Here is a 26,236-nt window from a genome sequence, read left to right as displayed (position 1 = left end):
TAGTAGGCACTGCTAATTTATTACTCCACTACAAGGTCTTTTTAAAAGACGTCTTGTGGTGGAGTTTTTTGTATTTTAAAGGAGGTTATATAAAGATGTCATGGATTGTTCTTCATTTTATCGGGATTATTTCATACGCAGCAACGGGAGCATTTGTCGCGCTTGAAGCGAGATTTTCATTTATAGGTGTATTTGCTTTAGGTTTTATTACAGCGTTTGGAGGAGGGCTAATCCGCAATGTAATTATAGGGATTCCTGCTACTGAACTGTGGGAGCAATCCACTATTTTAACAGTGTTCATAACATTAATGATCATCGTATTAATTCCGCTAAAATGGATTGATCATTGGAGAAGGTGGGGAATGTTTTTTGATTCAATTGGGCTTGCTTCCTTCGCACTTCAAGGTGCCATGCTGGCGAGTGAAGTTTATTCCAATAATTTAGGCGTGATGATTTTGGCTGCCCTATTTACTGGTGTCGGCGGCGGAGTCATGCGGGATGTGATCGCTGGTCGAAAACCACTTGCATTGAAGGAAGAAATTCACGCAATATTAACGATTCTATGTGCCCTCTCTATTTGGCTAGGCTGGAGCTCACCTCTAGCACTTACACTCATCGTTGTTATTGTAGTTACCATACGTTTGTCAGCCATTCACTATAATTGGCGGCTTCCTCTACCGTGTCATTATGAGGAAAATAGCTTTACTAATAGTGAAGTGAAATCAATTTCAAAGTTAAAACTTGATAAATCAAATGAAAGCTAGTAAACTATTCAAGTGCTCGTTTTATTACACAACAATATAGTAATATAGTACTGTATAACCTCAAGGATACGGCTTGAGGGTCTCTACCAGGAACCTTAAAATCCTGATTACAGAAAATGATTAATCTCATTTTTTGTAATCAGGATTTTTTTATTTTCTAAATTTTTCATCAGAAAGGATGTATAGCAGATTATGAATTTCAAAGTTATTATACTCGCATTATCAACTGTTGCTGTAGGTTTGGTTGAATTAATCGTTGGCGGTATTCTTCCAATTATTGCAACGGATTTGAATATTTCAATAAGCAGTGCCGGGCAGCTAATTACGGTATTCGCTCTTATTTATGCGATTGCCGGTCCAGTGCTATTAGTTTTAACGAGTAAGGTCGAACGGAAAAAGTTATACCTTATTTCGTTGTTTATATTTTTCATCAGTAATATCATGACTTATTTCAGTACGGATTATACCTTTATGATGATTGCCCGTGTTTTAAGTGCCATGAGTACATCACTGATTACTGTGCTCTCTTTAATAATCGCTGCAAAAGTTGTAGCTCCGACACATCGAGCAAAGGCGCTAGGTCTTATTTATATGGGTATTAGTTCTTCGCTTGTATTAGGTGTACCACTTGGAATTTTAATTTCCGATTATTTCGGTTGGCGTGTTATTTTCCTAGGGATTGCCATATTATCGGTAGGCTCTTTTATCCTGATTTCTATTTATTTAGAGCGCATTCCTGGTGAAATGGCCGTTCCACTTTCACAACAATTAAAGGCCGTTGCCAGTTCAAAAATTGGTACAGCCCATCTTGCCACGATGTTTATGCTGGCAGGACATTATACAATATATGCATATTTCACTCCATTTCTGGAAACGGAGCTTAACCTGAATTCAAGCTGGATCAGTCTTTGTTATCTATTATTCGGGATTGCCGCAGTGAGTGGTGGCGCATTTGGAGGCGCACTTTCAGATAAGATTGGTGCTCCTAAAAGTATTATTATTGTCATCATTTCGTTTGCTGTCGTGCTGTTCTTGCTACCATTCACGACCTTTTCACTTATTGTATTTATACCGGTCATGATGATTTGGGGTGCATTAAGTTGGAGTCTATCTCCACCTCAGCAAAGCTACCTGATTCAAACAGATCCAGCTACTTCGGATATTCAGCAAAGCTTTAACAATTCAGCATTACAAATCGGTATTTCAATGGGTTCAGGATTTGGGGGAATTGTTTTAAATCAAACAAGTACGATCTCTCATGCTGCCTGGTATGGTGGTGCCCTTGTTCTTATAGCCCTAGCATGTGCAGTCTTCTCTTTAACAAGAAAGACGAATGTAAGAAGAGAATATAAAACGACGGCTTCGAACGTTGAACAAACAAATATCTAATTTTAAATAGCATCATTCGGATTATAATCGAATGATGCTATTTTTATTTGGTCAGAGAACATATAGTTAATAAATGTATATTATGTTATGATAAGTAAGCCTAAAACACTCTCGAATTAAAGACATAATAATTGGAGAAAACACTATGAAAAATATTAATCACTTACTAGAAGAACACAGCGAATTGGAAAGCGAACGTCTCTTTTTACGTCCGATTTCTCTTGAGGATGCCGAAGATATGTATGAATATATGGCGGATGAGGAAACAGTTAAATTCCTATTCGAACCCCATAAAGAGCTGACTCAAACGAAGAAAATGATCGAAAATTATTTTTTGAAAGAACCTCTTGGCAAGTATGCACTCGTGTTAAAGGAAAGCAATAAAATGATCGGGGCAATCGAGTTCCGCGTGCACGAATGGAACAAAAGTGGTGAACTCGGCTTTACAATGAACAGAAACTTCTGGGGAAAAGGCTATATGAATGAAGCCGGAAACTTAATACTTAATTTAGCTTTCAATACGCTAGGCTTAGAACGGGTATTTTCGGAATCCGATACTAGAAATGCAGCATCTTCAAAATTGATGAGTCGTTTAGGTATGGCCCATGAAGGTACAATGAGAAAAAATCATATGATCCGCGGAACACTAGTGGACAGTGTGTATTATTCTATATTAAAAGAGGAATATCAACAGGCTTAATGAAGTAGAAACACCACCGATAAAAATATATGGGGCTGGGACAAAACCCGCTTCAAAATCAAACACCGTTCAAATTTTACGATTAGTAAATTTGAACGGCTTTATTATTGTGTATACTTCGTAGCCGTTGTTCTCCGTTACGGCGGACGCTTTCCTGGGGGCACGAGGCCAACAGGATGTTGGTCACAAAAGCGTTGCCATAGGACGTGGCGTTTTTAGCTTTTGTTCCTTACGTCTCTCCCACGTGCTCCTGCGGTTACTCGTCACATAAATAATTGCTCCTGCGGTTACTCGTCGCAAAATAAATTTTGCTTGTCCCCTGGGAGTCGCCACCTTCACTTCGAACAACTTATTTCCCTTCTATATCAAGTAAATTTCTGCATAATTTCAAGCATTGCATTGTGCACTTTCTCTTGGCGCTTATATAATATAGCCCATTTCAAGACGCACTTCGTTATTTTTAACATCCTCATTTGAATAGGAATTTAAATTTAATCCAATCATTTGAAAACCTTCCTTCAAATAAAACTGAATGGCTGGATAATTAGAAGTTTGTGTTTCTAACACAATCATTCTGACACCCATTTCACGAGCACGTTTTTGGGCAATGGCTACTAAGGCACTGCCTATACCTTTTCTTTTAAACCGGTTATCAATATATAAGTCATGAATTAATAATGTATTATTCCACTCCATGTGCTGGATTACTATAATTCCCGTTTCTTCACCATTATGCTCTGATACATAAACCTCTGAACCTTCTTTATGTGAATCAAAAATCTCCTCTTCAAGATTTTTTTCAAATGGAATTTCAAATACTTCTTCCGTCAGAGAAAAGTTCCATCCCATAGAGTTAGCATCCGTTTGAACTTTATAATACTTTTCAGATGTATAATGATAAGATACTTGTTTTCCCGTTGGGTAATTTTTTTGATCAATACGGCGTATAGATACCATTAAAAACCTCCTAATTTATATGACTTAAATCTATTGAACATTAACTCATACTCGTAAATTTAACAGTGCACTGCTTCATTTTTCCTTCTGTTCATCTTAACGTTAAGAATTATTTGTGCTCTTTCATTATTACTTCGCTCCCAATAAATAATGGGAATTGTGCGTAAATTAATTATATAAATAAACATAGCTTCAAGCTGGAAATGCTTGAAGCGTTTTTTTGCCCTTTTTTATCATTTCCTTTAAATATATATTGATAAATATTACATAAATTCTTTTATCTGTTAAAATTATATTACCAATTATACAATACACTTATAGTACGAGAGTTAAAAGAAACGCTTGCCTCATTGTTGGCAGGAAAAATATTAAAGTAAGGAATAAAGAAAATGAAAAAAAGAAAATGGGGTATTTTAGTTTTACTGATTATCATCGCAATCAGTTTTTACTTGACGCAAGGGCCAAAACCATTAGCTCGAGATTTAAAAAATTCTTTTCTGGAGCTTAGTGAAATGACGGAGCTGGTCGTTATGGACTATCAACAGGATAGTATGTACAGGACATCCGATAGAGGACAACTGAATGAGATTTATAAACAATTAGCAAAGATTAACGTCACACGAGGACAAGATATCGAATTTAATGAGTCCGTTTTTCGTGACGATGAGATACTAAAAGTTCGCTTTTACAATAACGAAACTACTTTTGCCATTAATTTCACATTTTATGAGGATAGATCTCTTATTGTTGAGGAGCAAGCATTCGTAACAAAAACGACATTAGGTCGCCAAGTGTCAGAAAATGAATTTTTACAGTTTTATGAGTTTATACATGATGGTAGAACTTTTGAGTGAAGGCTACTAGCTTCCATCAATAATTAAAACGCACTCACTTATAATACGGTTCTCCGTAATAAGTATAAGTGAGGTTTTTCCGCCAAAAAATACAGCAACAATTGGTTGAAACAATTAAGCTACGTATAAATCGGATTTCATTATTTTATTTGGATCTTTTTCAAAAGGTACTATGTTTCATTGACGATTTTAAAGATTTCACGAAAATAGTATTAAAACTTGAAGCATAACTAAATAAAATAGGCCGTTTCCTTTTAAAGAAACGCGGCCTATTTTTTCTAGCTATATAATATAATTTCAATTTTTATTATTCACTATTGGAACTTTCTTCGTAGGCAATCGATTGAACAGGGCCGAATTTATTGTACGATTGAGTCTGTTCTTTTATATATCTTTTATCCTCATACATACGCACATCGCAAGTATGATAGAGATGCTCATAATTAGTACCCTCTTCTTCAACAAAAGCAATGCCAATACTTGGTACAACTTCGATTTCGATGTTGTCCTGCTTATACAGATTAACTCGGAATACATCACGGGCCTTTTCTATTTGCTTTAAAAACTTATCCTTCGACCCGATTTGTTCAAAAAACATGACAAATTCATCGCCACCTAAACGTGCTAGTATATGTGGCTTTGGTAAATTCTCATGCCAGCAGTTCGCCGTAAAAATCAACACATTATCTCCTGTTAGATGACCATATTTATCATTGATTTCTTTAAAAAAGTTTAAATCACATATCATTAATGCGCCGTCTTTTTTTCCGGACTGCGCCAATTTTCGTTTTACTTCTTCCTCGAAATAAGTACGATTATATATACCTGTTAGTACGTCGTGATGAGCTAAATATTCAAATTGTTTGGATTGCTGAAGTAAACTTTCTTCGTACTTTATCGATTCTGTAATATCATGTAATATTAGCATTTTGCCCACTGGTTTATTATTACTTCCATTGATATAAGAAAAATGAACATTATAAAATTTTTCTCCTAATTGCATTGATTGGGTTGTTAGTTTGTCTATTTCCGGGCTTTGTTCAATAAATGTCAATAGAGGCGGGAAATGAGATAGAACTTGTGATGCAAAGCTACCAATTAACTTTTTATCGGGTAACTGTTCAAACAATATATTGGAGGATTTATTATAGCTTTTTAAAGTATTATCTATATCGAAAATAATTACAGCATCATTTATAGATTCAAAAACTTTTTTCATCGCTAAAGGAGATAATTTAAGCATATTAAATTGGTATATTCCCCATAAATAAAATACAGCCGAAAAAACAAGTCCAAAAGGAGATATATCGATTGGTATTTTTATTACACCTATTGAATGAATGAATGGAAAACCAAATACAAATGAAGAACCAATCATCATTAGCGCGACCTGTTTTTTCCTCTCCTTATTTGACTTAAGGAACATATGGACTAATAGACATAGACCAATTAAATAGTAACTATAAGCGTAACCAATATGTAAGTAAAAAAGCGGACCTCTATCCAAAAAGATAAGTGGGAACCCTTGGGAATAATCTAAAGTCATGCTTCTATAAAATAATTGATGCCCCTCATTTGTAAAGTGGGTAACTAATGTGGAAAGTGGACCAATTGATAATAAAGCAATGTTCCTCTTTGTTAAAATCCTCTGATTACCTGTGAACTGTAATATCATAATTATCCAAATAAACGGCCCAAAAGGAATACCTATATACTGAACATGTATCCAAAAAAGCATTTGTTCCACTGTCGTACTTACGAGTTGAAAAGCATATCCAAATGTATAAAAAGAAGCGGCTAACACACCTAAGCCATAACTAATCGAAATTGGGGTGTCTCTATTTTGCCAAGAATAGTAGAGCAACACTATGAAACAAAAGCTGAAAAGAACTAGAATTGCTGAAAGTACAAAGTTATAGCTCATAATGTGATTTCCTCCTTATAATCATTTTGTAATTACTTGATTATCTAAATATGTGATTATGAAAATTTTAGTAATATCATTATGAGGTTTCTTATTCACACTTTTATTTTCTTATACGAATATGTTTGACTTCACAAATTTCTCCAACTCTTGTCTATGCGCAGCTTAGAGTACAATCATATTAATATTATTCAATAACTTTATTATTTTTACAATTCATTATATAAATAATGAGTAATTTTCCAATTACAATCACTAAAAAAAGTAAAGCCATTTAATGACTTTACTTAGTTTTGGCATAAAATATTCTTTTAAAGTCATTACTTTAGAAAAATATATGTAAATCTGTCTCTATTTATTATAAAATTCACCATACCACATGCGAATTTCTTTTAATGATGTAGCTCTCTAACTGAACTGTCTTTTTGGGGAAAGTCGCTTACGTTCTCATCTCCGACTAAATCCAGCCCTTTTCCACCGCTTTTTGTACAGCCTGCTGCCTTGTTTCAACTTCGAGCTTCTGAATGGATAAAGATAGGTAGTTGCGGATTGTGCCTTTAGTCAGGAATAACTGCTTACTAATTTCATTCGTCGTATAACCATCCTTCACGAGCTTTAGCACATTAATTTCCCGTTCGTTTAGAGGATTTTTTTCATTCATAAATAAAGCAGCAGCAAGATCCTGACTGATTACCCTCTCACCTTGCATTATTTTACGTACAGCACCCATTACATATTGGATCGGCTCATCTTTCAGGACATATGCATCTATATGAAGATCCATTGCCTCCTGCAAATAACCGGACCTTGCAAAAGTTGTCATAATCATAATTTTGCAAGGATAATTATGACGGCGAATGTTCGCAGCTACCTCCAATCCGGATAAATGCGGCATTTCAATATCCAAAATGCATACATCCGGCATTTCCTTTTCTATTAAAGCCCATGCTTCTTTGCCATCTGCTGCCTCACCTACAATTTGTAAATCCTCCTCAAGCTCCATAATCGATATTAAAGCTCCCCTTAGCAGTTGCTGATCCTCGGCGATGCAAATTCTAATCATTTTTCCCCCTCCTGTATTGAGTACAGTGGAATTGTCAGAAACACCTTCGTCCCCTCCGTGTCATACGTCACTTCTGCATTTCCCTTTAATGACCTCATCCGTTCCTTCATTGTAAATAGTCCATTGCCATGCCGCTTATCGGATAAACCTACTCCGTTATCAACAATAGCTACTTCCACTCGGTCCTCTGTTTGATAAAGGTGTATTTTACACATAGATGCGTGACTGTGCTTCACAACATTTGTTACCGCCTCCCGAATACTATAGGCAAGCATCGTTTCCTGCACACTGGATAGCAGAGTGTTTTTAAGCTGATGCTCAATCTGTGCACGGATCTCAGCATTCTTAAGCAACTCCTCACAATGTTTCAGCTCAATATCCAACGATAAAAAGTTCATTTCCGATATAATTTCACGCACTTGCTTATGGGCTGTGCGGACTGTCAGTATAATATCATCGAGCTCTTTATGGCTCCGTTGATCATCATGTGGTACTAGCCTGGAAACGAGCTCTGTTTTCACCTTTATGATCGTTAACGTATGTCCTAAAGTGTCATGCAGATCACGGGCGATTCGCTGACGTTCCTGCTGCATTGCAATATGTACTGCTGCTTCATCAACCTCACGTTGAAGCAACTTGGATTTCTCAATATAGTACCGTAACCACGGCAACAGCAAAATACAAACCATAGCTGCCAGTACAATGGACTGTGCGTTTGAAAACAGCACATCCTGATAGCGCCATACAAGACTAGCAAGTAGGAGAAAATTTATACACGTTGCAATCCATAAAATACCCCGATTGACAGCTCGCCCAACAAAGTCTGCAAAGGCAAACTGAAAGAAGATCCACTGAGGTCCACTTATATAAGCTAAATATGCCGTAATGACAAAACCAAGCACTGTAGCAGGAAGCAATAGACCATCCTGATGCCACAGTGCTATATAATAGGCACCTAAATAAAAGGCTATAAATAAAATCTTAAAAACAAGTGACGGTATCTGCTCCGAGACGGCAACAGCATAACTGAACAGCAGTACCGTCAGTACATCAATGATTAAATAATATCTTGCCTGACTTTTAGGATACCATTCCAGTATGTCGCCCCCCTATCTTTCCAGCCTCTGCAGCATTCCTTTCCTTAGCCATTCGATTGGTCCATACGGAAATTTAGCTAACCAAATATTTGCCAATATAATTTGTCCTATTACTATCATACAAAAAATACCTATAATTTCCACGCTATTTACATTACCACCAAGACCTAAACCCCAGCCATAGAAAATAGCTGTGGCAGTAAGGTTTTGCAAAATGTAACAGCTTAAAGACATACGCCCCGTTTTCTCAAGCCACTTCCACATCCCCCAGGTACTGCACTTCCGAACAATAAAGGCAATCAGTCCTATATAACCTAATGCTAGCACAGGAGCAAATATATATCGGACAGGAAAATCAAAGAGACCGCCTGGTACAAACGTCAATACATTCAAAGGCAAACCAAGACCTAGACCCCAAGTGAGCAATTTCCGCTGAATAGCAATGCCGCGCTCTGTAAAGGAGAAAGCACCGCTTCGCATAAGCTTTATACCGATAATAAATAAACAGATATTTAAAGGGATAATAAAAATTGCCTCTGTTCTAAAGAACATAAAATTCGCCAGACGATTCTGTACCTGCTCCAGCCATGTTCCTTCTGCATAAATCGCAATCAGTTCCGGAGAGCTTGCCATAGAAAACGCTGGCCCTAGCAACATGGAAGTGAAAATGAGCGCAATCATCCCTAAATGTATTGCTCCAGCAACCCATAACGCCCGTGTCATCGCCCGTTCTCCGCGCTTTAGAATGACAGCGATAATTGCTGCAGTGACGGCATAGCTCATGAGCACATCATACTCCATTACAAATACATAGTGCAGAAGGCCTTCCACCATTAAAAATACGATGACCCACTTATACACCCCAATCCACGGCTTATTACGTCGGATGGACTGCTCGTATTTTATCGCCATTCCTACTCCGAACATAATCGTTAACATGCCGAGCAGCTTACCGTTAAATACAAACAGTACAAGCATGCGTAAAATATCATTCATATTCGACCAACTGCTAAAATCCGTCGTCGTTATATACTTGAGATCCCCTAAATGAGCAAAAATCCAAATATTCGTTCCAAGTGTCCCTAAAATAGCGATTCCTCTTAAAATATCGATTAAAGCGATACGTTTCATCTTAATCCCCCTCCAATTCCTTACCTTTATCGTACATTGGAGGATACTTACGAAAATATCGACAGGCGTCAATAAATCCAGATGACACGTGTCATTTATTAATTTAGCTAACTCTGCTTTTCGGAATTGGAATATATTGTATAATAATGTTAAGAAATTTTAAAGGGGGTAAGATTTGAGTATTTATATTTTCCTGATTACTTTATTGGTGATTGATAGATTGGTAGCTATTTTTACTAGCAAAATTTTTAAAATAAACTACGTGCCATTGCTCATTAATTCCGCTATCAATAAAGTTCACCCAAAATTATATAAGAATACTTTTTCTTATAATGATGTTTCTTGTTCTTATTAATATTTTCGTCAATTCGTCATACGAAAAAAGAATTAATGTACATCCCGATTGGACATTTATTTTCATAATCGGGTTCATCGTTCAGCAAATTGTTATTGAACTTAAATTTATTAAAGAGAAAAATTAGCATATAGCTACTTAGATTAGAGGGGGTGTACATGTTGTTTTGTTGTTGAGTTTTTTATTCATTTATTTATTGTAAAAATAAAAAGTTCAATATCTCTAACCTTCATTTCTTTCTAGTAGTTGTTCAATTTTATAATCTACCTTTCGTAATACCTGCTTTATTTGTTTAATGTTATTTTCCCTTCGTACCTTCTGTTCGTATTTGTTTTGAAATAGTTCTTTTATTTGGAGAACATTTTGAACTTCCTCTTGTGTTAATTCTTTGTTTTGATCTGTATTGTTCGACCATTCAATAAGCATTTTAATTTCCTGTAATGAAAATCCGGTTTGTTTAAGTTTAATAATGGTTTCAACTAAAATGATGTCATGATTTTGATACTCACGATGTTTGTTTTTTACTTCTGGCTGTAATAAACCTATTTTTTCATAGTATCGAATCGTATCTTTACTTATGCCAGTACACTCTGCGAATTCGCCTATTTTCATCAATATCACCCACTATTTTATAAATTTTTAAACCATTAGAATAATTATACAATGGAAAATGAATCGAATGATATGATGTCTATAATTAATACGGCCATTTGTTGCGATCCCCTGGGCAATCGCCAATAGATGCAACAAGATAAAGGCAACAAGAAGCAATAAAAACTGCCACTCTTTATTTGGGATGAATAGACTTACAATGATACCTATTGATACAAGGACAAACATGAAGCTTCTAACTTGAAATCCTTCTGTCCTGCATTGTTTAATCCCTGCAATACCCGTTAAAAATGCATATAACCCAATCAACATTGTCACAACTGCCATTTATATCACTCCATTCTTTTCATACGTTCACTTTAAAAGATGGAGTTAGCTCCATGTCAATCAATTAAAAGCAGTATCTTTATTTATACGTACATACTCATTTTTTTCGGGAAACTGCGTATGAAGCATCTGATTTACTCTTTCATAATCAATCCGGTACCATTTCGAGCGATCGACATAAAAACGGTTAAACTTGTCGGTCGAGATAACGATTTTATTTTTTTCCAATTTGATTAACAAGCTTTTCACTTTTGGAGCACTCCACATGCCGAGTTGCTTTGACCAATTTTTATAAGTTTGGCGATACCATTTCTGCCCCTCTTTCATTACACCTTGGTTTTCCAAACGATAATGGAGTTGCTGCAACAGTAATGCTTGATCAGCCCCAATCACGGTCCCTAATTTTTTGGATACAAAGAAATATTGATGCTCTAATAATAAGCTCATTTTTCAAACCTCCCTCTGCTATAATCTGTTGCTCTATATATGTCAGATTTAAATAAAAAAAGGGACATATTTTAAAATTTTCTTAAAATAAAAAAATACATACCGTCGTGTTTTAACACGACAATATATATTTTAATTTACTTAAAATTTATTAAATCTTTTTGATCGGACGAGTTGTGACGGTCTGACAAATCAAATTTGATACGATCAACAAGGGATGATTTTGAAAAATGGAAGGCTCAATTTAATCCCCTAGAAAAATATATTAGAATATTAATAGCTTTTTTATTTTTATAAAGAACATAGAACTATTAACAAAATTAGATTAATGCGCGTAAATAGGATCCAGTACAACAAAATTGCCCTTCACTTCAAATACAAGTAAAGGGCTTCTTTGTTTCTTTATTTAGAGAATAGGATTCCAGTTTAAATACTTTAATGAATTTTAATTTGTGAAATTTTAAATGCACCGTTTTGATCGATCACAACTGTATACGTTTTGTAACGATCGAAATGTTCGTAGTCTCCCGATGCACTATAAAAATCAAATGTCTCATTCATATTGACGGCATATTCACCATTTTCATATATAACATCCAAAATATCATTTGTTAAAAAATCAAAAGTATGTCCCTCATATGAAATGTCGGCAATATATTCTTCCAGTTCTATATAGGCACTATCAATAATCATATCCGCAATCCAGGAAAAATTGCTCTCGTTAAGCGCTTGTTCATAATACATTCGGAATGATTGGACAAATTGACCTGCTAAAACGGAATCAATTTCGTTCTCAGAAGGCTCATCGTAATTTTCCTCGTACAGATCATAAGACTCATAAATACCTGCAACTGCCAGTACTCTATCACGGGACATAGGTGCTTGAATCCATTCATCAAAATACTTAGTCATGCTATAGAGCGGAATTGAAAACCCAAAATTTGTACTAGTTTCAGAGGTATAAAGTAAAGAATTAATGCCAATTACCTTACCAGTTGTGGCATCTACTAACGCTCCCCCACTACTCCCTTTATCGATTTGTGCATCAACCTGGTAAATTTCTTTATAAATAAAGCGACCCACTTCCATATCCCGGTCATGTCCTGTAATAAAGCCGGGCGATGCGGTATTATCAAACCCTTGTGGGCTACCAAAAGCAATAACTTCAAGACCAGTTGGTGATTTTTTGGACTCGATTGGTAATGGAGATTCATTTTGATAATCCGGTACATGAAGTAATGCAATATCAAAGCTTTCTGAAATACCAATAACTTTCGCTTCAAATTCTTGACCATTGAAATTCCGTACCAATACATCAACTTCCCCATCCACAACATGTGCGTTTGTAACGACATAACCTCCCTTTGCATAAAGGAAGCCGGACCCCCGCCCATAATCGGTAATCACCGTAAATACTTTTTGCTGTACATCTCTAATAAGTGTTACGCGGTCAACTGGTTTTTCATCGATGCTATTTGTTATATCTTTTACAACTTGTTCAATAGAGGCGTCATCTGAAGTAGCTTCTGCCGTAATATTTTTCGAATCCGGTTGTGAGATTCTTTGATACACTTCCCATACACCATAACCTACTCCACCAGTAGCAATAATCAGCACTACTAATAAAGCATAAATCCATGTCGGGGTCTTTGCTTGGTTAAATTGCTTCCCACAAGAAGAGCAGAAGTTTGCTTGCGGTTCATTTTGAAAGCCGCATTTATTACATTTCACCTAATATCCCCCTTAGTTATAAACACCTATACTCCTAGAATAATACAAAAATTGTAATTAATCCATAACGAAATGATTGAACTTTATTAAAATTTATTAAAAAGTAATTTACACTAAAAAAAACTAATCCCACTCTGCAATTGCATTGTGGGATTAGCTTGAGGTTTTCGTAAATTACATGATTTCAATGCATATAACTAATGCGTATCAACTACTGTACTGTAATTTTGAGTTCGTATATTTTCATTCATAACCCAGTTAAGGTTGCCGTATCTATCCAACGTAATCATATATACTTTTTGACCTTTACGGAAAACATTGGATGCTCCATTAGCAACTAAAGTAATTTGCTTACTTGTGTCGGCTGGGCTACCAATCATTATTTTGCCATATAGATTAATTGTGACTGCTGAAGGCTGTCGGCCGTATCTCACAACATTTAAGATATCTGTTTCTGTTGGAGCATATGTTACGCCATCATTTACAACAACATAGAATACCTCTTTAACATCTGAAGCACTTAATTGTGGTGTAATAATAATTTCTTTCGAGTTGTTAGGGTCCGCCATTCTCGTTCCTAACAGAGCGTTAGACATAATATTTATTTTATTTGAAGGGTAAATATATTTACCAAGTTTAGAAATATCGAATGTACGGTTACCTTTATAATCATACGCATTCGTTAAATTATCTCTTAGAGTTACTGTAATTGATTTATCAGCATCGCTTGGGTTATTAGGTTTAATTACCAATTTAGATTCATCGGTAGTTTTAGCACCTAACGTATAGCCATCAAATGCAAATTCCCCCGTTATATCTTCCCCAGCTGAGTTTGTAATTTTCAGTATGGAAGAGAGATTTAATGAATTGGCAATTTTAATTTGCGACTTATTATAATTTGTTAAATTCGTTTCATCCTGACGTAAAATAGCTTCATTAAAAGTAATTTCAAATTTAGCATCTGGTGTTCGATAAATTATGGCTTCAGTAGTTATAGAAGCATATGGATTGTCCTTACTAGACATTATAAATGGACTAATCCCATCCGTATAAAACGTTTCCTGCATTGGTGCACCTTTTGGCTCGTCTGCTTCTAGACTGGCTTCGGAGCTGCGCTGTAAAACCGTAAAGTTTCCAATCGAGTCAACCGCACCTACATAAATTCCGTACGCCTCATGTGCTGTTAAATTCAGGTTGTTTGGTGTAAAGCTAAAAGATCCTTGACCAGTCGATTGACCAATATCCCTTGCTCCCAAACTTTTGAATGTATCAAACAAATCAGGTGCATTTGGTGTCGTATTCAGTACCGTTGCCAAATCTTTTAATTTACCGGAAGCATCAAAGTAGTCACGGTTTAATTCATAGGATCCATCCGGCTTTCTAATGTATTTGCGGACAGGTAATGCAAAGAAGTTTGCCTTTTCATCAACATTAGCCGATACGCGAATTCTTGTATCGCTGCCTTCCACCTTTTCTACTTCAAATCCGGAAACAAGCGGTGGTTTTGAATCGCTGATCAATGGTCTGCTTTCAATTTTCGAAAGTTGACCCGAACGATCTTTTAGCACCATAAAAATCTTATAATTTTTAAATGGATTCAACTTTGGTGGTGTTGGCTTTGTTACATTAAATTTAAAAGCACCCAGTTGAGCCGGATTTTGCCCATCCGCAATATAATCATCTGTTGTACCCGCTGGTGTAGTCGTTTGGAATTTCCCTTTCACTACATTCGGATCCGTAGAAAATTCATCAACGAAATGACGGCTTGTAATACCGCGGTCCGCAATTATTTGATCATAATCTGATGGTAAAATCATGTAGTAGTACGTACCCGCTTTATTTGTATTTACTTCAATTTCATATTGAGATGTACCGGTTACAACATTTTTAATATCAATTTTTGGCAGCAGTGCATCCGAGTGATTGTAATGTGCATAGTTACGCGGTGACATCCCTACAGGAATAACGTCTTTGTTTTCAAATTCGTTTTCCGCTAAGTCTTTGACACCTTTTAATATTGTCGCAACAATCGTATCCCCGTTAACTAAAGAGCTTACTGAAGGAATCGTTAAACGAATTCGCTTATTCGAATATTGTACCTCGACTGGCTTCATTTCCTTATGACCAGATATATTCACAATCCCTGTACCGGATAGTAAATAATTATCCGGATTTTCAGCAGTTGCCTTGTCCAGTTCTTCACTTACGTTAATGTAGAAATAGCCTTTTTCCTTATCCGCCAATTGTAGCTCTGGCGGATCCAGTACATACGGATATGTCGTATCAGGCGCTTCCGTCTTCAATGTAATTTTCGGAGCAGGGTTGCGCATTTTATTTCCGGATTTATCCACCATGATAGCATAAATTTCATACTCTGTATTTGGCTTAATGTCGCCAATGGCTGGGGTTGCACCGTATTTTGTTTCGGTAATAACCACATCTTCAGGCTTTGCTATCGTCCCTTTTCCTGTATAACGTTTCATAATTTCATCAACAGTCGGATCAGGCAATGTAACCGGTGATTTCTCACGGATATAGTAGTAATATTCGCCAGGCTCAGTAATTCCTTTAATGACCAACTGCACGCGTTTCCCGCCGTACATCGTTTCCCCTTTGTCTAAGCGGAATGTAGGTGGTCGGTTATCAATCGTCGAGAACTCCTGCTCCTCTTTTTCCGATACGTTATCCATTTTATCGATGACAATGACATAAATAACATAATCCGTCATTGTTTCTAAACCGCTTACTGTAAACTTAACTGGCTCGTCCATTACGAGCGGGCCGTTGCCATTGTATTTAGTGCCGCCTGTTTTAATTTCGTTAATCGTTGGCGCTTTTTCCTTAGCCGGTTTTACAACATAGTAGTAAGTTCCATCTTCATCAGCTGTCAATGTCACTTCCGCTGTCGATCCGCCAGCAGCCACATCCAACTGTGTAATCCTGGGTCCAGTAACATCCGGTATAATCGTGTTTTCCACCGGATCACGATCGACCGCCTTCCCATTTTCGTCCTTTACATAGCCAATGTTCGGGTCATCCGTTTTATAATCGTCAAAAACATCATTCACTGTTTTGTTCGGCGGAATAATGGCGTTTGTAATATAAGCATGTGTGCCAATATCCGTAAAGCCATTACTTGAAGTGATGTAATAATAGTCATATGTACTATCTGTTTTAAAGGACACATTTTTTAACGTGTTTTTGTATACATACTGGATATCATGTACCCCAAAAACCGATACATTGTAGTCTGTGTCGATGTACATCGCCTTCGGACTTGCATATAGCTCAACATTTGCCACATTTCCTTGTAATGTCAGACGGTCAATTTCGTAATTGGCTTTTACAAATGTACGATCTGACGTGACATATAAATGACGGATATCCACGTTTTCAAAGTCCACATACTTCTTTAAGTTCGACATACGGTCTGTATACTTCTGTAAATGAGGTGGCTTTGTTGGGTCTGGCTTCTCTTGTAATGTTTCTTTATCCACCGGGTTTAGGAAATCTTCATTTTTTGGAACAGTCGGTTTTCCCCAATCGATGAATGATGCGATATTGCCAACGCTTGCAATACGCGTATTACTTAATGAAGCTAGCGAACGTCTCGGCGCTTCCGCCACTTCCACACGCCCTGTAAAGTTTATATTTTTAAAGCGCACATAACTGCCATGTATGATGAGCTCCCCTGCAAAAGAAGAATAGCCGCCATCAAGTGCTAATAATCGAGAAGAATTTCCACTCGCATTAATCGTCAGTTTCGTAATGTTTTGAACTGTATTTCCTGAAAAATTCCCTTCAATAAAGGCACCTTGCAATACGTTTTTATTCGCTGCATTTAAAATGCTTCGTAAATGCGGCGCAATCGTATGCGCAACACCGTTTATGTAAATTTGATTGCCAGTAATATCGCCAACTGCATATACAGGATTGCCTCGATCGGCCTTTTCCGCACGCCATATAAATGTTGCCATTTGTGCACGAGTTACAGTATTAAACGGATCAAATGAAACAGGTGTCTTCCCCTTCGTTACATTCAGGTCATAAAGTGTTTGGATGAAGTAGGCATTCGCATTTTTTGCGTTAACATCCTTAAATCCGTGGTTAAGCTTTGAGGAAACCCCAAATTTGAAACCAAGTGTTAAAATTTTCGCCATTTGTCCGCGTGTAATTGGTTCTTTCGGCCTAAATGTTTTATCGGAATACCCGTTAATAACCCCTGCCTCTGCCAATGCTGCAATGTAGCGGTAGTTTGGATTGCTCATCTGTACATCTTTGAAACCTGGATTTTTTGGGTTTGTTATATTAACATCAATCGTTAGTGCCAGCATTTTAGCGGCATCTTCCCGAGTAATGGCTTGGTTTGGTTTAAATGTGCCATCTGAATAGCCTGTCGCAATTTTACGGCTAGCTAAATCTAAAATGGGCTCATAATAATCTGCAAATGGATTTAAATCGCTAAATGAATAGGCATTTGTCTGCTGCGGCATGGCCACGATGACACCACTCGCTGCTAAAACTGTTGCGACTGTAGCCTTCGAAAGCTTTTTCCCTTTTTTCGAATCCATGTTTGAGACTCCCCCCTTTTTGAAGTGTCGAGTTATGGTACATCTTTTTAGCACGTACGCTCTTTATATCGGACAATAGTGCACAAAACTGTATCAAATTTATATAGTTTTTCTTTTTAAAGTAGGAAAATCGTTCACATATTACTTAAAAGAAGTATCCGCTACTTCTTTATACACAAAAAGGAACGGCTTTGCTTTCTGACATGAAAGTCAGAAAGCAAAGCCGTTCTATAATAAATAGCCAACCATTTATACATTACCCGCTCAAAAATAGTTCTAATCACTAGCAAACAATCAACAAATGACAGTCTCTGTAAGACGCCATATAAAATTGTCTATTTTCATTCTTTTTATTATTATTTTATTCGTTTTCCACATGCACTAACTAAAAAATAATTCAAATTACCCAGTTTAAAATGATAAAAAAGTGAATTTTAAATTTCCATTGCTATAAAATAAACTATAATGTTATATTTTACTCCTTAATACATTTATACTTTAAACTTATGCACCTTTATTCTAATTGTTATTTTTATACATAAAAATTATAAACTGGCGCTATATGGAATTCACCAAAACTAACGTAGGTATTTTTACATATTACCTGTAATAACTTTACCGTTTTTTTAAAACTAAGCAAATCACCTTTCATGAAAGTTTCATAGTAATTGCGCTAATATAGTATTCGTGAGTAGTAGAATAAAATATAAATATAAGATTATGTGATATATTCATTGAAATCGGCAAAGGGGAAAGCGATGAATCAAGATGTTCTTATTCCATTAACAACTGAGTCTACGGTAGTCACAAAAACAACAGCAATCAAAACTTTTGCATCAGAATATGATTTAAAATGGAGCATCCCCTCTTTAGACTATAACCAGTTCCATTTAATTGGCACGAAAAACAACATTGCGGTAGCCGGCTATGAAACGCGCATTGGGCAAGCGGTCTGTGGTATTTCCATTGGCGACTCGCGTCAGGCAGTAAAAGCACAATACGGCGAACCAATAACACATATTATAAAAAACAATCGACGCTTCCGACAGTACTATGATGATAAATACAATGCTGAAACAAGCGGTACTTATTTAATTGATCATCAATATATAACATTCTTTTATGATGTGCATAAAAACTTCCAAGTACGATCCATAATGGCGATAGATGCCGAAACAGAAATGTCCAAAGTAGGCTTCTTTGCTGCGCCATCACCGGATTTACGAGACAGCTTTGAAGATTTGATGATGGAACTAATTAATGCTTCCCGCGTTTCGGAAGGGTTGCTTCCTTTACAATATACACCGGAATATAACGCCATTGCCCGTAGCCATAGCTTAAGCATGGCCACTTACAACTATTTCGGTCATATGGATATGCAAGGCTTACGTGGTGGAGCCCGCATGAAAAATGGCGGCATGGCATATGACTGGTGGGGCGAAAACTTAGCATGTGGTCAATATAGTGCCATTTACGCACATGAAGCGTTAATGAACTCCTTGACTCACCGGGAAAACATTTTGCGTAAGCAATTTACCCACGCATTTGTTGGCGTCGAATTCAATACCCAAAGCCTGCCTTACTTTACCATCAATTTTTATTCCTTATAATCTACAGGTCGTATTAAGAGTGATGTTACTTTTAATGCGGCCTTTTATCTTTCCATTTGAGAAATAGTTGTCCAAAATAACCCTTTTTTCTGCATATTTTGCTACATTTGCTTATTTTTGCACTATAATTTTCTGAGTATTTAAAATATAATAATAGAATACTATTGAAAGAGATAGTTGTTTTCTTATGTACATCCTGAATAAATTTTAAAATTTTTCATATTAAAAAGGATAAATATAGGAATTTATCTTATTAACTGTTATAATACAATAAATTTATATTAACCTGTATTAATACAATGTGTGATCATTAAGGGGGATGGGCATGACAATTTTAAATGGATTAAAAATACTGGATTTTTGTTCTCTATTACCGGGACCACTTGCTACGATGATGTTTGCAGACTTAGGGGCAGAAGTCATCCATATTGAATCAAATCGCCGAGTGGATTTAATGCGTATAATGCCGCCTTATGATGAAGAGAAGGAATCCTACATTCATCAGCATTTAAACCGCTCGAAAAAATCACTGCAACTAAATCTAAAATCTGAAGAAGGCATTGAAATTGTTAAAAAGCTTGTGAAGGATTACGACATTATTATCGAAGGTTTTCGCCCAGGTGTCATGAAGCGTCTAGGCATTGATTATGATACATTGCGTGAGATTAATCCGCGCCTTATTTACTGTGCAATCACAGGATACGGTCAAACGGGTCCATACGCAACACGCCCAGGTCATGATAATAACTATTTATCAGTTGGCGGGGTATTGAATCATTCACGTTTAAAGGATAAAAAGCCTGTTGCGATGGGGATTCAGATTGCGGATATTGCCGGGGGGACAATGCATGCTGCCATCGGAATATTAGCTGCGGCACTGCATCGTGAAAAATCCGGTGAAGGGAAATTCATTGATGTATCTATGACCGATGCCATGTTTGCGATGAACGCGCTGTACGGCACTCAATACCTTGGAAGCGGGCGCCCTCCTCAGCCGGAAGAGGAAATTTTAAATGGCGGCACATTTTATGATTATTACCGGACAAAAGACGGGCGATATTTTTCAGTCGGCAGTCTAGAGCCGCAATTCCGTAAACTATTATGTGAAGCGTTAGAAATTCCGGAGCTTATTGACAGCACATTTAATGACTCATCCTATACACAGCAGCGATTTAAAGAGGCAGTAACGGACGCCTTTTGCACAAAAACATTTGATCAATGGCTGGAAATTTTTAATGAAGATTTCGAAGGTTGCGTAGAACCCGTACTTACATTTGATGAAGCATGCAACCATCCACAAATCCAAGCCCGCAATATGCTCGTAGATGTGAAAAAATCAGATGGCTCAACACAGCGCCAAATCGGCACAGCCTTAAAAATTAGTGGAGTCGAGCCTACGTACCAATATGTTGGGGCAAAAATGGGTGCACATACTGAGGAAATTTTAAAAACATACGGCTATACTCAAGAAGAAATTGAAAAGCTCAAAGCAAATGGTGTGTTAATTTAAATAAAAAGGTGAATCTAGATTCCAAAGAATCCGTTGATTCACCTTTCTTCCATCCTACTTTTTATCGTTAACGGGTTACCATAACCCGATGCTCAATAAACTGACGCAGATTATAAAAATGAGCAGGTACGAGTAAATATTTCTTATATACAGCCAATAACTTTTCCACTAAGTTATCTTCCTCTGCATAAAACAGGATTTTCAACAAATTGCAAATATGTTGGGATGTCATTAGAGCAATTGCATTATATGGACTTCGTGAATCCAAATATTCAATTTGCCATGTCGCCAGCGATTCACGAACTTTATGAATGGAACCATCTACTAAAATGGCAATATCACGTTGAATCGTTGCCTCAATTTTATGTAAAATATCCTCATAGTCATCAGATTGCAGCAATTCGAAAATAACTGTACAAGTTGCAAGCTCATAATTTCTCAAAAGCTCAATTCCTTGTTCAAATTTCTCCTCTTTTACTACGCTATCTATCAGTTCATAAAACACATGCTCTATATAATTTTTCCGGTAATGCTTTACGAGTGCATCCGGCTGAGGATTCATACTACTTAAAACGTCCGTATATTCGACGACAAGCTCGATGGCGTGGTTATTCAGTCGTTCTTCCTCAATTAAGTACATCCCCTGCATTAAAATATTCCTGTAATCCTTTTTAAATACGGCCTCTTGAAATAGCATATAACCAAGCAACGTATACTCTTTGTTATTGAGTGCAAATTCCCCGGTCGACCAATTTCGCTGAAGGGCATAGATGCATTTGCGGAGCTTTAACATATGGCGGCGTCCACTCGTAAAATGTGTGCGTACATTCAATAGATGGAGCTGCTTTAATTCATCGGATTTCGGATTTTCAAAATCGATTTTCTGTATGAGCTTATGAACGATTGTCGCCACCCGATTAACGGTCAACTGCTCGGCAAGCAGTGCTTTAAAAGTTGCCATTAATTCCACAGGGCGCGAGATTTTCTTCAAAGGAAGCTGTAAAAATACTGAATATATTTTTTTGGCGCCAATCACTTGCCAGAACTTTTCATGCTCACAATAGATGGGCTGTACAAAAAATTGATTGTTGACTTTATAAACATAAATTTTATTAAGCCCTGTTTGTGGACGGGGTGTACGAATAGCCTTTGCAAAGATAAATTCTATTAACTGTTCAAATTCGACTTCCCCTTGCGTATGTAAAAATGTGAATAGTTGTTTTCTGTTTTGTGGCTGTGCAAAAAATTGCCCCAACTTTTCATTGGCCATATCGACATTCATATTTGCCTTGCTAAAAGAATCGTAAAAAAATAAATCAAATTTATCCCAATAATATTTCACTAGCTGAAAACAAAATTTCTCCGCACGCTCCTGCTTCAACAAAAAAGTGTCACTATACATGGGAGCGCCCCAAATAGGGAGGTTTTCATCAAACAGAGATGGTTCTTCCAAAGCTTGCTCAAGCTTCTCCCCTATTTGTCCGTTCGTTTGTTGGAAAAGCTGCTCATCATATGAAAGCAACAACAATATCCTCCTCCTTCCCTTGTCTTTTCTCTATACAAAAATATAACAAAATTTAGAAGTACATGAAAAGGAAATTTATTTTTTCCCATAAGAAAAGCATACCGATCTATTAACGCAACTCCGTATCAGAATGGTAGTAAACTCATACGACTGCGGGTAAAAACCGATATGCCCTTTCACTATTTAGTATTCACTATAAGGTGTCACAATGAGTTTCGTTGGATTTGCTTGTACTGGCATGCTGCGTGTTGCACGGTCATAGAAAACGAATACCATTTTTTCAGTCAATTCGCTTCGATCCACTCGCTTCCCAGTTAAATCCACTATTTCTGTTCCTTCATTAATATGGAGCTTGAGATTCAACTGTTCGCAATAGAGCATTTTATCAAACGCACCAACACATACTTCTCCTTTTTTATCATACTGATCATAAATAACGAGCAGTGGCGTAATATGTGGGGGCGAGACCATTGGCGATGGACTTTTAGAATCAACGAACACAATAATTTTTGCCTTCACCGGGATGGCTGAAATACCAATTTGATAGCCGTCCTTTGTCATTAATGGCGTTTTTGACGTAATTTGAAAGATTGCCTTTTTGCTGTCGTCCTTTTCACTTACGGCCTCGATAGTCCCCACACCTGACTGAACTCCAATGGAGATGACAACTGCTTCTATTTTCCTAATTAATGGTTGCATAGCATCACCCCTTCTGTTTTTCTATTACAATCCTGTTTCCCGAAAAGCAATTGAAAAAAACTTCCAGTACTTAAGCTCCTTAATCGTACTGGCGTTTAATTGTTTTAAAGAGTCTAGCCTTTTTTAGAAGTGATTTCGGCATTTGAACTGTAGCAGTTACGACACCGGGATGACGACCTATTTCAATTGAGCCTGTTATTGTCGCACGGTTTCTCACTTCATCCACTGTCATTTCAAATAGTTTCGCTGTACGCTCCAGTGCATTGTCTGTTGCTATATTTAAATTTTGTCCTGTACCAACTATTGACAATGGGAAACTATCTTCCACCTGCTTCACACCGAATTCCTCCGCCAGTTCGCGTGCCTTGCGTTTCTCTTCTTTAGTAAACGGTTTCGCCGTGTACGGTAAGTCCTCTTCATTAGGTAGAATAATTGGCCCTTCCAAATTCACTTTCTTTAATACACTCACCTGCAGCTGCACAATCCCTGCTACATCTGTCGTATGCCCGGCAATTTCTCCATCACCTTGCATTGCATGCATATCCCCTACATAAACACCTCCGCCCGGTACCTTTACCGGACAGATTACTACCGCCCCTTCACGAACGCGGTTAATATCCATATGTCCATCTGTACGGTGAATATCAAGTTCATCTTCCGTCATCGTAAACTCATGTGGTGCTCCAATTAAGAACGTGCCAAAATCACCTGCATTATGGGAATCCGGCATTGCCTTGGATGGTGTTGTTCCTAGCTGCCCGACAAAAGGGCGCATTCTTGCCATCACACCAATTAAATCACTTGGTCCAAACGACGTAATTGGATTTTGAATGGACTTTTCCGGTGTTCGCATAAAATTCTTTGCATCCAAGGCGATTCGACGTGCTGCTTCTTTTCCAACAGTCAATCCGATTTCGCCTTTTGAATTAAATGTCATCGTGTAGCCATTCGAGATTTTAAACGGTGTCGTATCCGTACCACATGTCACACATTTTACCGACTCCTGCCCAATACCTTGTACGACGGTTGTAGGATGCAACTTACCGCAGCCCGGACATTTCACCTTCACAAATGGATCTCCGATAAATCGATCTAGCTGTGCTTCATCCGTACCTGAAGAAGTAGCAATCGATGTCACTTGAATGGACTTAATCTGGATAACGATTGCGTCCCCTACTTCCGCGCCTTCCACATACACAGGTCTTGTCACTTCATGTCCACCTCGAATGGTCGGTGTAATCATTGGTCCCCAACACCCAGGTGCTGTATTAGCGATAATCGTGCCGCCATCCTTTACCGGTCCCAGCATCGGTGCATTTGGATTTAGTATCCCATCTGTAAATTCATTGACGAATAATGTTTCAGCAGCTTCAATAGCTGGTTGCTCTGGATTCAATAAATCCTCTTGTTGTTCAAAATTAGGTGCAAGATCATTTAACATAAAAAAACCCTCTCCCCTTTAAATTGTATGTATATTCAGTAAATTTCAAATGTATTTCGTTTCTGTTCATAAAAATATGCTCTTACTCTATTATACAATTTTTTACATACTAATATCGAGGTGATTTATTAACAAATGTAAAACATTTCTTTATCTTATATAATGATAATAAGAAGGAAATTATTCAATATAAGAAGGGGGTAGCATTGTATGAACCAAAAGCAGACCGAGCAGTTATGGCGGGAGGAAAAATATCGTGTCATGTTCCATAGCCAGAACCACTATAATGCGATCCGACAAGCAATGAAGGATAATTTATCATATGACGAGGTGGCTCAGCTCATCACGGATGCACATAATCAAACAGCGACAAACGGCAGTATGCGCAATGCATGCCAGCATATGTGGGGATACTTTAAAAAATGTGCAAGTGCCGAAGAAAAAATGCAGTATGAACGATTGCTGGAGGAAACAGATTTTACTGGACTATTACAATTACTAAAAGGATTGGCTCAAAAATATGAAGTAAACTATTTACTGGAAAGTCGTATTTTGAAGGATTGAATGATTCGGGATCGATGCTTCCTGAAAAATAAAAAACCTATAAAAGCGCTTTTTATTTCGCTCTTATAAGTCGTTTGATTAATATTTATATGATTGTCCGCCATCAATCGGAATAACAGCACCATTAATGAAGTCAGCTTGATTGGATAATAAAAATGCCACTAAGTAACCTATTTCTTCTGGCTTACCAAAGCGTTTCATCGGATTGCCCTGGACAAATTGTTTACCGGCTTCTTCCCAGTTATCGCCGCCCATTTGACGCAAAGATCCTTCGACCATAGGTGTCATAATCGCACCAGGGGCAATTGCTTTTACAGAAATCCCGAACTCACCATACTCTACCGCGGAGTTTCTTGTTAACCCAACTACGCCATGCTTACTCGCAGCATATCCTGACTGATTTCCCACCCCGCGAATACCGCCGACAGACGCCGTATTGACGATTGTTCCATAGCCTTGTTCCTTCATTACCTTTAATACATACTTCATACCGTAAAATACGCCATTTAAGTTGATTGAGACAACTTTTTGGAACTCATCGGTCCCATAGTCTTCTGTTAAATTTTGTTTTCCTTCCACTCCGGCATTGTTAAAGAAGGCATCAATCTTGCCGAAGCGTTCCACCGTTTGATTGACAAAGTTCTCTACTTCGCTTTCCGTTGCCACATTTGCTGTAACTAGAAGTGTCTCCACTTTTGGCGCTACCGCTTGTACCTTTGATTTCGTATCATCTAATCCGGCCTGGTTAATATCAACAAGCACTAGCTTAGCGCCTTCTTTTGCCAGCTGTAATGCTGCAGCCTGTCCTAATCCCGAGCCAGCACCCGTTACAATTACGACCTTTTCTTCAAAACGATTCATGAGTTGTCCTCCTTTATAATAAAAAGCTCTTCATTCAGAATTTATTATTTTCTTTTTAACTGAAATTTATAGCTCTAATAAGGAATTTAGTTTTCTAAATATTA

The 26,236-nt window shown here is 37.2% G+C and carries 20 protein-coding genes, 1 pseudogene and 1 riboswitch; of the genes and pseudogenes, 7 read left to right on the top strand and 14 right to left on the bottom strand.

Going from position 1 to position 26,236, the window contains the following annotated elements; translation table 11 throughout:
• Positions 1-95: 95 nt before the first annotated feature.
• The 3 genes from NYE67_RS00960 to NYE67_RS00950 all read left to right on the top strand — a co-directional run bounded on the left by NYE67_RS00960 (position 96) and on the right by NYE67_RS00950 (position 2,853).
• On the top strand, positions 96-764 hold the full coding sequence (locus NYE67_RS00960) for a trimeric intracellular cation channel family protein (protein ID WP_340728893.1): 669 nt from the start codon (positions 96-98) through the stop codon (positions 762-764).
• A gap of 30 nt (positions 765-794) precedes the next feature.
• Positions 795-894: riboswitch (purine riboswitch) on the top strand.
• Positions 895-956: 62 nt separating this feature from the next.
• Entirely contained in the window at positions 957-2,153 is a 1,197-nt protein-coding gene (locus NYE67_RS00955; protein ID WP_340728892.1) for an MFS transporter, read from the top strand.
• Between the two features lie 145 nt (positions 2,154-2,298).
• Positions 2,299-2,853 (top strand): GNAT family N-acetyltransferase, encoded by a 555-nt coding sequence (locus tag NYE67_RS00950; RefSeq protein WP_340726675.1) that lies wholly within the window; start codon positions 2,299-2,301, stop codon positions 2,851-2,853.
• A gap of 420 nt (positions 2,854-3,273) precedes the next feature.
• Here the strand turns inward: NYE67_RS00950 and NYE67_RS00945 are convergent, their stop codons facing one another.
• Complete coding sequence (locus tag NYE67_RS00945; RefSeq protein WP_340726674.1) at positions 3,274-3,810, bottom strand: GNAT family N-acetyltransferase; 537 nt, start codon at positions 3,808-3,810, stop codon at positions 3,274-3,276.
• A gap of 389 nt (positions 3,811-4,199) precedes the next feature.
• Between NYE67_RS00945 and NYE67_RS00940 the strand changes: the two genes are divergently transcribed.
• Entirely contained in the window at positions 4,200-4,664 is a 465-nt protein-coding gene (locus NYE67_RS00940) for a hypothetical protein (RefSeq protein WP_340728891.1), read from the top strand.
• A gap of 307 nt (positions 4,665-4,971) precedes the next feature.
• Here the strand turns inward: NYE67_RS00940 and NYE67_RS00935 are convergent, their stop codons facing one another.
• The 9 genes and pseudogenes from NYE67_RS00935 to NYE67_RS20760 form a co-directional block, all read right to left on the bottom strand.
• A complete protein-coding gene (locus tag NYE67_RS00935; RefSeq protein ID WP_340728890.1) occupies positions 4,972-6,588 on the bottom strand; it encodes a histidine kinase N-terminal 7TM domain-containing diguanylate cyclase in 1,617 nt (538 codons plus the stop codon).
• A gap of 457 nt (positions 6,589-7,045) precedes the next feature.
• Positions 7,046-7,651, bottom strand: coding sequence for a response regulator transcription factor (locus tag NYE67_RS00930; RefSeq protein WP_191701629.1), 606 nt, complete (start codon positions 7,649-7,651; stop codon positions 7,046-7,048).
• Positions 7,648-8,568 (bottom strand): sensor histidine kinase, encoded by a 921-nt coding sequence (locus NYE67_RS00925; RefSeq protein ID WP_191701630.1) that lies wholly within the window; start codon positions 8,566-8,568, stop codon positions 7,648-7,650. The genes NYE67_RS00930 and NYE67_RS00925 overlap by 4 nt, the downstream gene beginning before the upstream one ends.
• 192 nt (positions 8,569-8,760) lie before the next feature.
• On the bottom strand, positions 8,761-9,879 hold the full coding sequence (locus NYE67_RS00920) for a DUF418 domain-containing protein (RefSeq protein ID WP_191701631.1): 1,119 nt from the start codon (positions 9,877-9,879) through the stop codon (positions 8,761-8,763).
• A 577-nt stretch (positions 9,880-10,456) separates the two neighbouring features.
• Entirely contained in the window at positions 10,457-10,846 is a 390-nt protein-coding gene (locus NYE67_RS00915; RefSeq protein ID WP_340728889.1) for a MerR family transcriptional regulator, read from the bottom strand.
• Between the two features lie 27 nt (positions 10,847-10,873).
• Entirely contained in the window at positions 10,874-11,173 is a 300-nt protein-coding gene (locus NYE67_RS00910; RefSeq protein ID WP_191701633.1) for a hypothetical protein, read from the bottom strand.
• Between the two features lie 60 nt (positions 11,174-11,233).
• Positions 11,234-11,620 (bottom strand): hypothetical protein, encoded by a 387-nt coding sequence (locus NYE67_RS00905; protein WP_191701634.1) that lies wholly within the window; start codon positions 11,618-11,620, stop codon positions 11,234-11,236.
• A gap of 435 nt (positions 11,621-12,055) precedes the next feature.
• Complete coding sequence (locus NYE67_RS00900; RefSeq protein ID WP_340726669.1) at positions 12,056-13,351, bottom strand: trypsin-like peptidase domain-containing protein; 1,296 nt, start codon at positions 13,349-13,351, stop codon at positions 12,056-12,058.
• Between the two features lie 3,983 nt (positions 13,352-17,334).
• Positions 17,335-17,844: pseudogene (locus NYE67_RS20760) on the bottom strand (S-layer homology domain-containing protein); the annotation flags it as partial.
• 836 nt (positions 17,845-18,680) lie between these two features.
• On the opposite strand from NYE67_RS20760, the gene NYE67_RS00890 reads away from it, so the two are divergent.
• Complete coding sequence (locus NYE67_RS00890) at positions 18,681-19,532, top strand: CAP domain-containing protein (protein ID WP_340726667.1); 852 nt, start codon at positions 18,681-18,683, stop codon at positions 19,530-19,532.
• Positions 19,533-19,857: 325 nt separating this feature from the next.
• Positions 19,858-21,042, top strand: a complete 1,185-nt coding sequence (locus NYE67_RS00885) for a CaiB/BaiF CoA transferase family protein (protein ID WP_339214727.1) — start codon at positions 19,858-19,860, stop codon at positions 21,040-21,042.
• Positions 21,043-21,109: 67 nt separating this feature from the next.
• Here the strand turns inward: NYE67_RS00885 and NYE67_RS00880 are convergent, their stop codons facing one another.
• From NYE67_RS00880 to NYE67_RS00870, 3 genes are all read right to left on the bottom strand, one after another.
• Entirely contained in the window at positions 21,110-22,564 is a 1,455-nt protein-coding gene (locus NYE67_RS00880) for a Fe-S-cluster redox enzyme (protein ID WP_340726665.1), read from the bottom strand.
• 186 nt (positions 22,565-22,750) lie between these two features.
• Positions 22,751-23,266: a hypothetical protein gene (locus NYE67_RS00875; protein WP_191701640.1), complete on the bottom strand. Its 516-nt coding sequence runs from the start codon at positions 23,264-23,266 to the stop codon at positions 22,751-22,753.
• A 79-nt stretch (positions 23,267-23,345) separates the two neighbouring features.
• Complete coding sequence (locus NYE67_RS00870; RefSeq protein WP_340726664.1) at positions 23,346-24,707, bottom strand: acetamidase/formamidase family protein; 1,362 nt, start codon at positions 24,705-24,707, stop codon at positions 23,346-23,348.
• Between the two features lie 210 nt (positions 24,708-24,917).
• Between NYE67_RS00870 and NYE67_RS00865 the strand changes: the two genes are divergently transcribed.
• Positions 24,918-25,271, top strand: a complete 354-nt coding sequence (locus NYE67_RS00865; protein WP_340726663.1) for a YbgA family protein — start codon at positions 24,918-24,920, stop codon at positions 25,269-25,271.
• Between the two features lie 78 nt (positions 25,272-25,349).
• Here NYE67_RS00865 and NYE67_RS00860 read toward each other — a convergent pair whose 3' ends face one another.
• Entirely contained in the window at positions 25,350-26,132 is a 783-nt protein-coding gene (locus tag NYE67_RS00860; RefSeq protein WP_340726662.1) for a glucose 1-dehydrogenase, read from the bottom strand.
• Between the last annotated feature and the right edge of the window lie 104 nt (positions 26,133-26,236).

The organism is Solibacillus sp. FSL W8-0474 (assembly GCF_038004065.1).
GTDB lineage: Bacteria > Bacillota > Bacilli > Bacillales_A > Planococcaceae > Solibacillus > Solibacillus faecavium.
The sequence above is the reverse complement of the archived record's forward strand: the minus strand, read 5'-3'. Positions and strand labels throughout refer to the sequence as shown.